The organism is Roseococcus sp. (assembly GCF_965227005.1).
GTDB lineage: Bacteria > Pseudomonadota > Alphaproteobacteria > Acetobacterales > Acetobacteraceae > Roseococcus.
The window spans coordinates 1-12,957 of record NZ_CBDDFJ010000016.1 but is presented as its reverse complement, the minus strand read 5'-3'; the positions used below and the strand labels follow the sequence as shown (position 1 = coordinate 12,957).

The following is a 12,957-nucleotide window of genomic DNA, read 5'->3' as shown; positions in this document are numbered from 1 at the left end:
ATTGCGCTTTCCGGAAAGGCTCGGCGCCTGGCTGCTGATCCTGCCGCTGTTCCTGTTCAGCGCGGTCACCTTTCTGGTGCCGATCGCGCTGATGCTGGTGCGCAGCGTACAGGATCCCGAGCTGGCGGCGGCCTTTCCCCGCACCGCCGCCGGCCTTGCGCGATGGGACGGTGCGGCCCTGCCGCCGACCGAGGTCGCCCGCGACCTCGTGGCTGAGCTCCGGGCCGCGCGGGGCACCGAGCGCATCAGCTACGCGGCCAACCGCCTCAACTCCGACCTCAGCGGCTTCCGCTCTCTGCTCCTGCGGACGGCGCGCATGCCGGCCCCGTTGGCCGATGCCGATCCATTCGAGGCGCTGCGGGCCGTGGATCCGCGCTGGGGCGAGCGAGGCACCTGGGCGGCGATGCGCCGGGCCGCAGGGCCATGGACCGATACCTTCCTGCTTGCGGCGCTGGACAGGCAGCGGAACGACGACGGTGCGATCGTTGCCGTTCCGGAGGAACGGGCCGTCTTCGTCACCGTTTTCCTGCGCACGATCTGGATCTCGCTCGTCGTCACCATCGCTTGCCTGCTGCTCGGCTATCCCGTGGCCTACCTGCTGGCGAGCCTGCCGGCGCGCCTTGCCAATCCCTTGCTGATCCTGGTGCTGGTACCCTTCTGGACCTCGGTGCTGGTCCGCACCACGGCATGGGTCGTGCTGTTGCAGCGCGATGGGTTGTTGAACGGGCTGCTGCAATGGGTCGGCCTCGTCGATCAGCCGCTCACGCTCATCTACAACCGAACCGGCGTGCTCATCGCGATGGTCCATGTCCTGCTGCCGCTCATGATCCTGCCGCTCTACAGCGTGATGAAGGGGATCGGGCGCGGACCGATGCTGGCGGCGATGTCGCTGGGCGCGCGGCCCTTCGAGGCGTTCCTGCGCGTCTATCTGCCGCAGACCAAGGCGGGCATTGCGGCTGGTGGATTGCTCGTCTTCATTTCGGCGCTCGGCTACTACGTGACGCCGGAGCTGGTGGGCGGTGGCGGCGACCAGATGATCAGCTTCTTCATCGCCTTCTATACCAATCGCACCATGAACTGGGGCTTGGCGGGCGCGCTCTCATTGATCCTGCTGCTGGCGACGGGGTTGCTTTACCTTTGCTATGCACAGCTCAGCCGCAGCGCGGCAGCGGCGCGATGAGCCTGCCGCTTGCGCCGGTCGACCGTGGGTTGCGCTGGTTGCTGCTGGCGGTCTGCGCGCTCGTCATGGCCTTCCTGTTGCTTCCCGTGCTGGCGGTGATTCCACTCTCCTTCAACGATGGCTCCTTCCTCACCTATCCGATGGTCGGCTTCTCCCTTCGCTGGTACGAGGATTTCATGAACTCGCCGCGCTGGCTTCCGGCGTTGCGGAACAGCCTGGCGATCGGCTCCGTCGCGACGGTGATCGCAACCGTCCTCGGTACCGCCGCGGCCCTCGGCCTGGACCGGATGGGCGGTCTGTCCCGGCAGATCATGAGCGCGCTCTTCCTCATGCCGGTGGTCGTGCCGGTCGTTGTGATCGGCAGCAGCCTCTACGCTCTCTTTGCCTCGATAGGGCTGACCGGGACCTATCTCGGCCTCGTCGTCGCCCATGCGCTGCTGGGCGTGCCCTTCGTGGTGATCACCGTCTCGGCCACGCTGACCGGTTTCGATCGCGGACTGCTCCGGGCGGCATTAAGTCTGGGCGCGACGCCTTGGCAGGCCTTCCGGCGCGTCACGCTCCCCCTCATCCTGCCAGGAGTGGTCTCGGGCGCGATCTTCGCCTTCGCGACCTCCTTCGACGAGATCGTGGTCACGCTCTTTTTGGCCGGCCCCCAGCAGCGGACGCTTCCTCTGCAGATGTTCGACGGCGTTCGGGAGCAGATCAGCCCGACCATTACCGCGGCGGCGACGCTGCTGTTCCTGGTTTCGATCACCGTGGTTGGAATGGTGGAACTGCTGCGGCGTCGGTCGGAAAGGTTGAATGGTGGAGGTCGCTAGAGCAGCGCCCGATCATTCTGGTTCATATCCTGCGGCGGTGAAGCGGTTCCGGCATTCGCGCGGGGCGAACGGGCGGCCTGCTCACGGCAGCTTGTGATAGGTCACCACGGAGCCATCCTTGGCGATCGCCCGCAGACCGCTCCAGGTATCCGCGCCGTCATACCAGTCCTCCAATGCCGCTTCGCCCGCGAAGGCAAAGTGACGCATGGATTCCCGGCCGCCAGGCGGCGGCGATGTACCGCGGGCCGAAGCCGTCAACTCCATCTTCAGGCCGGTCTGCGGGTTGAAGACCGGCACCCGCGTCACCGCCATGTTCCAATGCGTCAGCGGCAGCGCCTCGGGCGGCAGGCGGACCTCTCCCTGGATGGAGGCGATGCGGATGCCGGCCTCCTCGCGCCGCGCCGTGACGCGCTGGGCCGTGCCGTCGTCATTGGCCTCGGATTCCAGCCTGGAGAACCGGTCGCCCTCCCAGGTCTCCGTCACGCGCAGGCGATAGCGGTAGAGCGTGATGGGGCCGATCCCCACGGCCATGTCCACTGCGATGCGGACGGTCAGCCGATCGCCCTGGCGGGAGAAGTCCAGCACATGCGTGCCGATCTCCGAATCTTGGCGCATGACCTTGAAGGCGATGCGCCCGCCCGGCGGCATCGCCGGCGCGGCGAAGGCGGGAGCCGCGGCCAGGAGAGGCGCAGCCAGCAAGACCCGGCGGGCGATCAACCCGCGTGCTCCAGGCGGTAGAAGCCGACATCGATGGCGCCGGTGCGGAACCCCGCCTCGCAATAGGCGAGGTAGTATTCCCACTTGCGGCGGAACTTCTCGTCGAAACCCTTCGTGGACAGCGCCGGCCAGGTCGCCTGGAAGCGCCCGCCCCATTCGGCCAGGGTTCGCGCATAGCTGGCGCCGAAGGTCTCCAGCCGCGTCAGCGCGAGGCCGGCGCGCCCGATCTGCTCGCGCATCACGCCGATGGAGGGCAGCATGCCGCCGGGGAAGACGTGACGCTGGATGAAGTCCGCGCCCTGGCGATAGGCGGCGTAGCGCGCCTCATCGATGCTGATCACCTGCAGAACGCTGACGCCGCCCGGCTTCAACAGGGCGCGGATTTTCTCGAAATAGGTTGGCCAATAGGCGGTGCCCACGGCCTCCAGCATCTCGATCGAGACGATGCGGTCGAACTGCCCCTCGATGTCGCGATAATCCTGCAGGCGCAGGTCCGTCTGTGCGTCGATCCCGGCCTCCCGCATGCGCGCCTTCGCATGCTCCAGCTGCGCGGGGGAGAGGGTGAGGCCGGTCAGCCAGCACTCGTTCTCGGTGACGAGGCGCTCCGCCAGGCCGCCCCAGCCGCAGCCGATCTCCAGCACCTCGTGGCCGGGCTGGACGTCCAGCCATTCCATCACGCGATCCTGCTTGGCCACCTGCGCCTCCTCCAGCGTGCGCGTCGCCGGCGTGTAGAGGGCGGAGGAGTAGCTCATGCCGCGGTCGAGCCAGGCTGCGTAGAAGGCGTTGCCCAGGTCGTAATGCGCGGGAATGTTGCGGCGGCTGCCGCCACGGCTGTTGGGGCGCATCAGATGCGCGAGGCGGCTGGCCATCCGCGCCGGCCAGGAGCCGGTGAGCGCCGCGCCCAGCGCTGCCTCGTTGCGCGCGCCGAGCTCGATCACCGTCATCAGGTCGGGCGTGGACCAGTCGCCGGCGATATACGCCTCGGCCAGGCCGAGATCGCCCTCGGAAAGCAGCCGGCGCATCGCGCGCCAGCGGTGCAGCACGATCACCGCCTGCGGGCCCGGCACCTGCGTGTCGTGCGACAGGATCTCGCCTGAGGGCAGGTGCACCACCAGCCTTCCTACCGCCAGTCGCCGCAGCAGCTGCCGCACGAAGGGCGCCGCCCAGGGGCGGAAGGAGAAGCGGGCACCCGCCCCGGAATGCGTGACGGGATGCGTGGAGGTCTGGCCGATCGACATGCGAGACACCTGTTCAGGGAAGGGAGACGGGCTCCGCCGGAGCCGGAGGACGGGGCTGGAGCCGGAGCCCCTTGCGCCAGAGCTTCAGCGCCTCCCAATGGATGCCGGCGACGACCTTCAGGCCGAGCAGCGGCATCCGCAGGAAGGCGCCCAGCAGCGCCCGGTCGGTGAGTTCGACGCGGCGGCCCTGGAAGCTGGTGAGAATGAGCGGACCCTCGGAATCGAGCCCGTCGACACCGATGGCGACGGTCTCGCCGGGCGGGACCACCTTGAAGCGGTACTGCATGTCCATCGGCATGAAGGGCGAGACGTAGAAGCCCTTCGCGCAATCCTGGCGGATCGGCGGCGTGGGGTCGGTGACGGGCAGCAGGTAGGAGTGGCGCTGCCCGAAGGTGTTGTTCACCTGGTAGAGGATCGCGGCCAGCGTGCCGCCACGCCGATGGCAGAAGAAGACGCTGATCGGGTTGAAGGCGTGCCCCAGGATGCGCGGCATGCAGAGCAGCCGGATCGGCCCGCCCTCCAGATCGATGCCGGCACGGGCGAGGTGGCGGTCCACCCAGGGGCGCAGGCTCGGCTCGCCCTCGCCATGGTCGGAATCGTGGAAGGAGAAGAGGCCGCGTCGGTTGTGCGAGAAGAGCCGCAGCCGGCGCGCCGTCTCTGGCAGCGTGTCGAGGTCGAGCAGCAGGTTGAACACCCGGTAGCGCAGGCTGTGCGCTTTGGGGCGTAGCCGCTGGTGCCGGACGACGCCGGTGTAGAGCGCACTGGTCACGCCACGGTGTCCAGCGCTGGCACGGTCGGCAGATGAATGCGGCCGGACTCGTTCGCCACGGTCCACGGCCGACGCACGCCGCCCAGCATCTCCGCCACGGCGAGGCCCGATTGCAGCCCGTCCTCGTGGAAGCCCGCGCCGGACCAGGCGCCGCAGAACCAGGTGCGCCGCCGACCCTGCAAGGTCCAGAGCGAGCGCTGTGCGGCCAGCGCCCCTGTATCAAACACCGGATGCGCATAATCCTCGCGATGGAGGATGGTGTCGGCGGCCGGCTCGTGCGGCGGGTTCAGCGTGACGAAGTACTGCGTCGGGCCCGGGATGCCCTGGAGGCGATTCATCCAATAGGTCACGCAGGGCGGCTGGTCGCTGCGGCGCTCGCCGAGATAGTTCCAGCTGCACCAGGCCCCACGCCGCCGCGGCATGAGCGAGGCGTCGGTGTGCAGGAAGGCGCGGTTGCGCGTGGTGCGTATGGCACCGAGCACGTGCCGCTCGGCGAAGTTGCTGTCCGTGAGCATCTCGAGCGCCTGCGGGGCATGGGTCGCGATCACCACCTGATCGTGGCGGCGCAACTGGCCCCCGGCCTCGCGCAGCGTCACGCCGTCGGTTTCGCGCCGGACCTCCACGATGGGCGCGCGCAGGCGGAGGCGGCCGGCGAGGTGCTCGGCGAGGCGCTGTACATAGGCGCGGCTGCCGCCGGTCACCGTGCGCCAGACCGGCCGGTCGCTGACGCGCAGCAGCCCGTGGGTCTCGCAGAAGCGGATGAAGGAGGTGGCGGGGAAGTCGCGGATATCGGCGGCGGGCATGGACCAGATCGCGGCCGCCATCGGCAGCAGGTGGTCCTCTTGCAGGATGCGTCCGAAGCCCTTGGCGTCCAGGTAGTCGCCGAGGCTCGTGAGCTCGCGACCCAACCGGGCGGCATCGGCGGTCGCGGTCCGGTAGAAGCGCAGCAGCTCCCGCAGCATCCACCAGAAGCGCGGGCTGGCCAGGTTGCGCTTCTGGGTGAAGAGGCCGCGCAGGTCGGTGCCGGCATATTCCAGCGCGCCGCCGTCGAGCGACACCGCGAAGGACATGTCGGAATCCTGCGTGGGGACGCCGAGATGGGCGAAGAGCGCGGTGAGGTTGGGGTAGGTCGGTTCGTTGTAGACGATGAAGCCGGTGTCGATCGGGATCTCGCCCGCGGGTGTCGGCACCATCACCGTATTGCTGTGTCCGCCCAGCCGGCCCGAGGCCTCGTAGACCGTCACGCGATGCCGCCGCGCCAGGAGCCAGGCCGCCGAGAGGCCCGCGATGCCGCTACCGATCACGGCGATGTCGCTGTCCGGGGGCAGCTCGTCGCCGGGTTCGGCCGCCGGGTGCAACAGGCCTTCGAAAGGAGTCATCCGTCCGGGTTTCCTCGCATCGGAATCACGTGTCGCTGTCGTTACGACGCAGGCGGAAGGCCGGATGCAGGAAATGATAAAGATTTCCGAGAGGGTTTTCCGGCTCTTGCCGGGCATTACGTCCGAGGGATGGATCAGCCCGAAGACGCAGCGATCACGCCCCTCCCGCAGGGCATCCGGCAGACCTGGAGGCGGCGCCTGGCCCTGCTCGCGGTGGGCGCCACGGCCGCCTGCTCACCGGTGCGGATGCTGAACCGAATGGCGCCCGACCGGCTCGCGGCGGAGGGCGTCGCCTATGGTCCGGGACCCCGCCAGCTCCTCGATGTCTACGCGCCCGTGCCGCAGGGGCGGCCGGCCCCGGTGGTCGTGTTCTTCTATGGCGGCAATTGGGACAGCGGCGATCGTGCCGACTACCGCTTCGTCGGCGCCAGCCTTGCGGCACGCGGCTGTCTCGCCCTCGTCCCGGACTATCGCCTCCACCCGCAGGTGCGCTTCCCGGACTTCCTGCGGGACTGCGCGCTGGCGGTGGCCTGGGCACGGGAGAATGCGCGGCGATGGGGTGGCGATCCCGCACGGCTCTTCGTCATGGGGCATTCGGCCGGCGCCTATAACGCGGCGATGCTGGCGCTCGATCCGGAGTGGCTGGGCGCGGTGGGGATGGTTCCCCGGCGCGACCTCGCTGGCGCTGTCGGCATCGCCGGCCCTTACGACTTCCTGCCGCTGCGCTCCGCCATGCTGATGGACCTCTTCGGCCCCGAGGCGATGCGCCCGCGCACCCAGCCCATCGCCTTCGCCGACGGCGGCAACCCGCCGATGCTCCTGCTGCACGGCGCCTCGGACACGCTCGTCGAGCCCGGCAACACAATTCGTCTCGCCGAGCGCATCCGCAGCCGCGGCGGCTCCGTAAAGGAGAGGATCTATCCGGATCTCGGGCACCAGCTCATCGCCGGCGCCCTGTCCGGATCCTTGCGCCTGCTGGCCCCGACCTTGCGGGATTCACTGGCCTTCATCGGATCCCCGGGAGGGGAAAGGGAGACGGTTTGAGCACGCTGTTCGTCCTCATCGCCATCGGGCTCTTCGCCGTCATGGCCGCGGCCTGGTTCGCGCAGCGGGTGACGGGCAATGCGGGCTGGGTGGACGTGTTCTGGTCCTTCGGCACGGCGCTGGCGGGGGCGGGCGGCGCGCTGGCCGGCGAGGGCGTGGCGGCGCGACAATGGCTCGCGGCCGCGCTGGTCCTGATCTGGGGATTCCGGCTCGGCACGCATATCGCCGCGCGCACCCTCCATGGCGAGGAGGACGTCCGCTACGCCCGCTTCCGCAAGGATTGGGGCGCGGGCTTCGAGGTGAAGATCTTCGGCTTCCTGATGATCCAGGCCGTCGCCGCCCTGCCGCTGGCCTTCGCGGTCACCGTCGCCGCGCACAATCCGGTGCCCGGCCCCTGGCTTGGCCTCGGCTGGGCCGACCTCGCCGCCGCCGGAATCCTGGCCGCCGCGATCGGCGGCGAGGCGCTGGCCGACCGGCAGCTCCGCGCCTTCCGTCGCGACCTCGCGAACAAGGGCGGGATCGCGGATACCGGCCTTTGGTCCTGGTCACGCCATCCCAACTACTTCTTCCAATGGATGGGCTGGCTCGGCTGGCCGGTGATGGCAATCGCCGCCGGATGGCCCGCTTCGACTTGGCCCTGGGGCTGGGCCGCGCTCGCCGCGCCCCTCCTGATGTACGTCGTGCTGGTGCACCTCTCCGGCATCCCGCCGACGGAGCGCGAGATGCTCGCCTCCCGCGGCGACGCCTTCCGCGCCTACCAGGCGCGCACGAGCGCCTTCTTCCCCCTGCCGCCGCGCCACCAAGGGAGTGCCTCATGAGCCTCATCATCACCGCCGCCACCGCCGCCGTCGAGCGGCTGCCCTTGCCCGACGCGGTCACCCGCCTCGGCATCTCCACCCTGGTGGGGCGGACGCAGCGCAAGCTCGCGAGGACGCCCGCGACGAACGACAGGGAATTCGCCGCGGGCATGACGGCCTTTCCGATCGCCGTGCACACGCAGGCCGCCAACGAGCAGCACTATGAATTACCGCCCGAGTTCTTCGGCCTCGTTCTCGGTGCGCGGCGGAAATACTCCTGCTGCTTCTATGGATCTCACACCGAGACGCTGGACGAGGCGGAGGAACTGGCCCTGTCGCAGACCGCCGCGCATGCCGGCCTCGCCGACGGCCAGGACATCCTGGAGCTCGGCTGCGGCTGGGGTTCGCTCAGCCTCTGGATGGCCGAGCGCTATCCGGGCGCGCGGATCACGGCGGTGTCGAACTCGGCCTCGCAGCGGGGCCATATCGAGGGCCAAGCCGCGGAGCGCGGGTTGACCAATCTGCGCGTGGTCACCGCCGACATGAACGTCTTCGATCCCCGCGAGACCAATTTCGACCGCATCGTCTCCGTCGAGATGTTCGAGCACATGGCCAATTGGGCCGGGCTGCTCGGCCGTGCGCGGGGCTGGCTGAAGCCCGCGGGCCGACTCTTCCTGCACGTCTTTACCCATCGCAGCGCGCCCTATCGCTTCGATCATGCCGACAAGGCCGATTGGATCGCGCAGCACTTCTTTACCGGCGGCATCATGCCGAGCCACGGCCTCATCCGGCACTTCCCCAGCATGTTCCGGGTCGAGGAGGAATGGCGCTGGGGCGGTTTGCACTACGAGCGTACGGCGCTGGACTGGCTCGAGCGCTTCGACGCGCAGCGGCCGGCGGTGGAGCGCGTGCTGCGCGCTACCTATGGCGGCGATGCGAAGCTGTGGCACCGGCGCTGGCGGCTCTTCTTCCTCGCGACGGCGGGGCTCTTCGGCCATGACGGCGGGCGCGAATGGGGCGTGAGCCACTACCGGCTGGCGCCCGTCTGAGCCTGTGTCGCGTCTGGGCCGCATCTGGGCCGCGCTGTGGCGCTACGCGGCCCATCCCGATCCGGTGGCGGCGGCGGGCAATCGGCTGGCAATCGTCATCGGCTGGAACACGCCCACCTATCCGCTCTGGCTGTGGCTGACGGCGGGCGGCGCGGCCTTTCCGGCCGGGTGGCTCACCCTTTGCGCCGCGCCGGTCTTCCTGGCGATCCCAGCGGTCGCGCGGCGGCATCCGAGGTGGGGGCGCGTCCTGCCCTCGCTGGTCGGCAGCGTGAACACGGCCTTCTGCACCTTCCTGCTGGGACAGGGCTCGGGAACGGTGCTCTTCGCCGCACCCTGCGCGGTGCTGGCGATGCTGATGTGCCGCGAGGGCGAATTACGGGCGCGGCTGGCGCTCGCCGGCCTCGCGCTCCTGGTCCCATTGCTGCCCTGGGGCGCGGGGCTGGCTGCCTTGCCGCCGGAGGCGCTGGCGGCCGTGCAGGCCATGAACCTCTTCAGCGTGCTTTGCCTCAGCGGCTTCCTCGCACTGCTGCTGGCCCCGCTGATCTCAGCTGCGGAACCAGCGCAGGATCGTGTCGCCGAGGGTCAGGCCCAGGCTCGCCGAGACGCCGGTGACGAAGGCGCCCCAGGCGATGTCGGACAGCGCGAGTGACCAGGACCAGTCGCGCAGCGTCGCCTGGTTGGTGAGGTCGTAGGTCGCATAGGCCACGAGGCCGAGAAGCGCCCCGCGCCACAGCGCCGTGGACCAGCCCTCCGTGAGGGCCGGCAGCAGGACGAAGACCGTCACGCCCACCATGTAGATGGCGTAGAAGAGCAGAGCCGGGGCGGGCCGGAACACCAGAGCGTCGCCGAGATGCGCGCGGAACTGCGGCAGTGCGATCTGGGAGATCCAGATCGCGTCCAGCAGCAGGAATATGACCAGGGTGGAGAGGGCGGCGGCGGTGGCTCGCATGTCGATCTTCCTTGTCTGCACGGCCCAACGCAGGAACTGTCGTCGTCGTTGCCGCTCGCGTGAACCTGACGCGTCGTCGGAGGACAGAGCCTCCGCAAAAGCTCGGTAAGCCGCCGTCGATAGAGCCCCGGCAGGTTCGGAATGCAGGGGCCTCAGCGGAGGGCAGGGGCCTCAGCGGAGGACAGATCCCGATCGAGCTCGGCATTGCGCGACTCGAACGTGCGCAGGCGACCCTGCAAGGCAGCCGAGACCAATCCGTCACGATCGCCCTCCACCGCACAGGAGATCCGCTGCCCAACGCGAGCCAACTCATGGCGCAGGGTAGCAAGGCCGGCAGAGGTCCGGACGTGCAGCCTAACATCGACGAAGCCAGGCTTGCGGCATTTCATTCTAAGATCGGCAGGAAGCTCAGCGCCGTTGAAGGACGAAGGTGTCCTGATCGTCGGCAGCGGCAACCTAGTACACAATCTCCACACTTTTGCCTGGAGTCGGCATCCGCGCGATGCCTAGGATTGGGCGGTTCGCTTCGAGAGCCCGGAAAAGGAGATGATCCTGGCCAGCGACTTCAAGCCGCTCGTCAACTACGAGACCCCTGGGAAGGATGCGGCGCTCTCGATCCTGACCTCCGATCACTGTTCGCCGCTGCTCTATGTGCTTGCGACCAAGCGGCAAGGCGAGTTTATCCACTTCCGGTCGATGGCGGGTCGATCTCCATGCTGTCGGTGCGGATCGGATGATTCGCATCGGCGAAATGCGTCAGAAGGCAATGGAAAGGGTACCCAATGGACAAGATATTCGACGTGGCCGTGATTATCGGCAGCCTGCGGAAGGATTCGATCAACCGGAAAGCGGCCAACGCGCTTGCCGAACTTGCGCCCGCCGCGCTGAAGCTCAGCATCGTCGAAATCGGGCATCTGCCGATTTACAATCAGGATGTTGATGAAAATCCGCCGGCGGCATGGGCGCAGTTTCGCGCGCGGATCAGTATCGCTGATGCGATTCTCTTCGTGACGCCGGAGCATAACCGCTCGGTCCCCGCGGCCCTGAAGAACGCCATCGATATCGGCTCAAGACCCTATGGCCATAGCGCATGGAGCGGCAAGCCGGGTGCGGTCGTCAGCGCATCGCCGGGCGGCATCGGCGGGTTCGGTGCCAACCATCACCTGCGGCAGTCGCTGGTGTTTCTGAACATCCCGGCGATGGCGCAGCCGGAAGCCTATCTCGGCGGTGCCGACAAGTTGTTCGACGCGCAGGGCAAGCTCGTCAATGACGGGACACGCAAATTCCTGCAGGATTTCATGCAGGCGTTCGGCGCGTGGGTCGCAGCGAACAGAAGAGCATAATTCCATCGTGCGAGGATGGTCGCGATCCTCATCTTGGAAAGCCATGCGTCGTGCCGGGTCGTCGATCAGCCTTGCGAGCGGCGGCCCGTGCGCGTCGCGTGGTGGTCTGCCAGATGCAGGCGGTCGTCGAGCGTCGAGAACAGAACCGCGAGAACGATTCCGATGCAGCAGCCCAGCAACGTGTCCATGACGCGCTCCGGCGCCATGGCGGCACCAGCCGCAAGCGGCGCGGCCAGATAGCTCATCAGCAGCGCCATGGGCGTCACCATGATCTGCCCGAGGGCATAGTTGGTGCCGATGATCATCTCGGTCGCGATTTGCAGGAGCACCACCAGCAGGATCACAATCCAGACCGAGGGAGCCTGTATCAGGATCATCCAGACCAGGACGGCGCCGACGACGGTGCCGGACATGCGCTGCAAGGCCCGGTTCATGCTGATGTGGAGATGCGTGCCCTGCATCACCGCCAGCGTGCCCATCGCCGCCCAGGCCGGATGAGCCGCGCCGACGGCATAGGCCGCGAAGGCCGACAGGCCTGAGCCGAGCACGATGCGGGTCGCCGCGATCAAGCGGTGACCGACGGGCCGCGCCGATTCTGACGGGAAGGAAGCCCCGGACATGGCCTGCCGGCGAAAGACCTCCGTCATCGCGCAGATGGCATAGGCCAACGCCGCCACGACCGCCGTGGCGGCCGTGCGCTCGACGACGGTCAGCCAGCTGTCGACATGTCCCATGGAGGCCCCGGCTGCGAACACGAAGATCAGCGCGCCCGGCGCGCCGAACTGCCAGGTGACTGTGGTGAAGAAGAAGATGCCGCAGGCGAATGCCAGCAATATGAGCTGGGCTGCCGGGGGCGCCCCGAGCCAGGACGCGGTCGACATGGTCAGTACGGCAAGGATCTGGCACAGCGCGCACATCAGCACGATGCGGTTACGGCTCGCCGTTGGGGCGAGGCGGCCGAACAGCGCGACCAGCGCGCCGAGGGCGGCAAAGCCGACGAGATGCGGCCAGGGCGACAGATAAGCGAGCGGCAGTGCGATCGCCGTGGTGAGGGCCGATTGCAGGCCGACCAGGGACGAATTGTGCAGGAAGGGCTGCGTCGCGAGGGCCATGCCCTCCCGGACCTGGTGCGGCTTCAGCAGATGGCGCACTGCGTCCACGCGGCGCGCCGCCGGTTTTCCGGAAGCATCGGGTTTGATAGGGTGGGGCGTCGGCTCGGTCATGTTGGCGCTTCTTCTCGGCGTTTGGCTTGCAGGGCTGACAGCCGCGCCGTTGAGGTGATCGGAGTGACGATGCATGACGATCCAGATCGGCGCCCGAAATGTCCATCAGCATATCCTCGACCCGGATGGGGCCGTGCGCCCATGCGGCCGACGATCTCGTGGCCCGTCATCCTTGGATGTTTGCTCCAGCCCGGGTCGTCGTGGGCCTGGTGGAGGTCGCCGTGGCAGATGCCGCCGTAGAGCACTTCCATCAGTACGTCGTTGGAGCGAAGCGTGCGCTGCGCGAAACGGAAGGGTGCGGGCGAGGATCCGGGCGACTGCGCCGCGCCATGCCAGTGCTTCAGCCTCGACGGGAACCAGAGGATATCGCCTGGGCGGATCTCCTTGATCGCACTGCCCTCGCGCCGCACTCGTCCCAGTTCTGAGACGACGAGGAGCGTCCGGCGCAGCG

Annotated in this window: 13 protein-coding genes and 1 pseudogene; 7 read left to right on the top strand and 7 right to left on the bottom strand. The window is 68.3% G+C overall.

Annotated elements, in window-relative coordinates; translation table 11 throughout:
* Nucleotide 1: 1 nt before the first annotated feature.
* Together ACO057_RS06375 and ACO057_RS06370 are read left to right on the top strand one after the other, a co-directional pair.
* The gene (locus tag ACO057_RS06375; protein WP_421989778.1) at nt 2-1,180 is read left to right on the top strand and encodes an ABC transporter permease; all 1,179 of its coding nucleotides are present in this window, start codon (nt 2-4) and stop codon (nt 1,178-1,180) included.
* Nucleotides 1,177-1,998: an ABC transporter permease gene (locus tag ACO057_RS06370; protein WP_421989776.1), complete on the top strand. Its 822-nt coding sequence runs from the start codon at nt 1,177-1,179 to the stop codon at nt 1,996-1,998. The genes ACO057_RS06375 and ACO057_RS06370 overlap by 4 nt, the downstream gene beginning before the upstream one ends.
* 81 nt (nt 1,999-2,079) lie before the next feature.
* On the opposite strand, the gene ACO057_RS06365 is transcribed toward ACO057_RS06370, so the two are convergent.
* The 4 genes from ACO057_RS06365 to ACO057_RS06350 are packed head-to-tail and all read right to left on the bottom strand — an operon-like array spanning nt 2,080 to nt 6,101.
* Nucleotides 2,080-2,697 (bottom strand): DUF6134 family protein, encoded by a 618-nt coding sequence (locus ACO057_RS06365; protein ID WP_421989774.1) that lies wholly within the window; start codon nt 2,695-2,697, stop codon nt 2,080-2,082.
* Between the two features lie 14 nt (nt 2,698-2,711).
* On the bottom strand, nt 2,712-3,953 hold the full coding sequence (locus tag ACO057_RS06360) for a class I SAM-dependent methyltransferase (protein ID WP_421989772.1): 1,242 nt from the start codon (nt 3,951-3,953) through the stop codon (nt 2,712-2,714).
* Nucleotides 3,954-3,966: 13 nt separating this feature from the next.
* Nucleotides 3,967-4,722 (bottom strand): DUF1365 domain-containing protein, encoded by a 756-nt coding sequence (locus ACO057_RS06355; RefSeq protein ID WP_421989770.1) that lies wholly within the window; start codon nt 4,720-4,722, stop codon nt 3,967-3,969.
* Entirely contained in the window at nt 4,719-6,101 is a 1,383-nt protein-coding gene (locus ACO057_RS06350) for an NAD(P)/FAD-dependent oxidoreductase (protein ID WP_421989768.1), read from the bottom strand. Before ACO057_RS06350 ends, ACO057_RS06355 begins: the two co-directional genes overlap by 4 nt.
* Nucleotides 6,102-6,230: 129 nt before the next feature.
* On the opposite strand from ACO057_RS06350, the gene ACO057_RS06345 reads away from it, so the two are divergent.
* Genes ACO057_RS06345 through ACO057_RS06330 form a run of 4 tightly spaced genes read left to right on the top strand, consistent with a single transcriptional unit; the run spans nt 6,231 to nt 9,640 of the window.
* On the top strand, nt 6,231-7,145 hold the full coding sequence (locus ACO057_RS06345; RefSeq protein WP_421989766.1) for an alpha/beta hydrolase: 915 nt from the start codon (nt 6,231-6,233) through the stop codon (nt 7,143-7,145).
* The gene (locus ACO057_RS06340; protein ID WP_421989764.1) at nt 7,142-7,963 is read left to right on the top strand and encodes a DUF1295 domain-containing protein; all 822 of its coding nucleotides are present in this window, start codon (nt 7,142-7,144) and stop codon (nt 7,961-7,963) included. Before ACO057_RS06345 ends, ACO057_RS06340 begins: the two co-directional genes overlap by 4 nt.
* Nucleotides 7,960-8,991: an SAM-dependent methyltransferase gene (locus tag ACO057_RS06335; RefSeq protein ID WP_421989762.1), complete on the top strand. Its 1,032-nt coding sequence runs from the start codon at nt 7,960-7,962 to the stop codon at nt 8,989-8,991. The genes ACO057_RS06340 and ACO057_RS06335 overlap by 4 nt, the downstream gene beginning before the upstream one ends.
* 4 nt (nt 8,992-8,995) lie before the next feature.
* Nucleotides 8,996-9,640 (top strand): hypothetical protein, encoded by a 645-nt coding sequence (locus ACO057_RS06330; protein WP_421989760.1) that lies wholly within the window; start codon nt 8,996-8,998, stop codon nt 9,638-9,640.
* On the opposite strand, the gene ACO057_RS06325 is transcribed toward ACO057_RS06330, so the two are convergent.
* Complete coding sequence (locus ACO057_RS06325) at nt 9,536-9,940, bottom strand: DUF2177 family protein (RefSeq protein WP_421989758.1); 405 nt, start codon at nt 9,938-9,940, stop codon at nt 9,536-9,538. The two genes, ACO057_RS06330 and ACO057_RS06325, sit on opposite strands and share 105 nt — an antisense overlap.
* A 782-nt stretch (nt 9,941-10,722) precedes the next feature.
* On the opposite strand from ACO057_RS06325, the gene ACO057_RS06320 reads away from it, so the two are divergent.
* The gene (locus ACO057_RS06320; protein WP_421989756.1) at nt 10,723-11,283 is read left to right on the top strand and encodes an NADPH-dependent FMN reductase; all 561 of its coding nucleotides are present in this window, start codon (nt 10,723-10,725) and stop codon (nt 11,281-11,283) included.
* Between the two features lie 65 nt (nt 11,284-11,348).
* Here the strand turns inward: ACO057_RS06320 and ACO057_RS06315 are convergent, their stop codons facing one another.
* On the bottom strand, nt 11,349-12,506 hold the full coding sequence (locus ACO057_RS06315) for an FUSC family protein (protein ID WP_421989754.1): 1,158 nt from the start codon (nt 12,504-12,506) through the stop codon (nt 11,349-11,351).
* A pseudogene (locus ACO057_RS06310) lies at nt 12,503-12,957 on the bottom strand (hypothetical protein); the annotation flags it as partial. The pseudogene ACO057_RS06310 and the gene ACO057_RS06315, both read right to left, overlap by 4 nt.

Excerpts from the sequence above, each read along its gene's own strand:
- ACO057_RS06360 (WP_421989772.1), bottom strand. The coding sequence starts at position 3,953 with ATGTCGATCGGCCAGACCTCCACGCATCCCGTCACGCATTCCGGGGCG.
- ACO057_RS06345 (WP_421989766.1), top strand. The coding sequence starts at position 6,231 with ATGGATCAGCCCGAAGACGCAGCGATCACGCCCCTCCCGCAGGGCATC.
- ACO057_RS06350 (WP_421989768.1), bottom strand. The coding sequence starts at position 6,101 with ATGACTCCTTTCGAAGGCCTGTTGCACCCGGCGGCCGAACCCGGCGAC.
- ACO057_RS06325 (WP_421989758.1), bottom strand. The coding sequence starts at position 9,940 with ATGCGAGCCACCGCCGCCGCCCTCTCCACCCTGGTCATATTCCTGCTG.
- ACO057_RS06335 (WP_421989762.1), top strand. The coding sequence starts at position 7,960 with ATGAGCCTCATCATCACCGCCGCCACCGCCGCCGTCGAGCGGCTGCCC.
- ACO057_RS06315 (WP_421989754.1), bottom strand. The coding sequence starts at position 12,506 with ATGACCGAGCCGACGCCCCACCCTATCAAACCCGATGCTTCCGGAAAA.
- ACO057_RS06370 (WP_421989776.1), top strand. The coding sequence starts at position 1,177 with ATGAGCCTGCCGCTTGCGCCGGTCGACCGTGGGTTGCGCTGGTTGCTG.
- ACO057_RS06320 (WP_421989756.1), top strand. The coding sequence starts at position 10,723 with ATGGACAAGATATTCGACGTGGCCGTGATTATCGGCAGCCTGCGGAAG.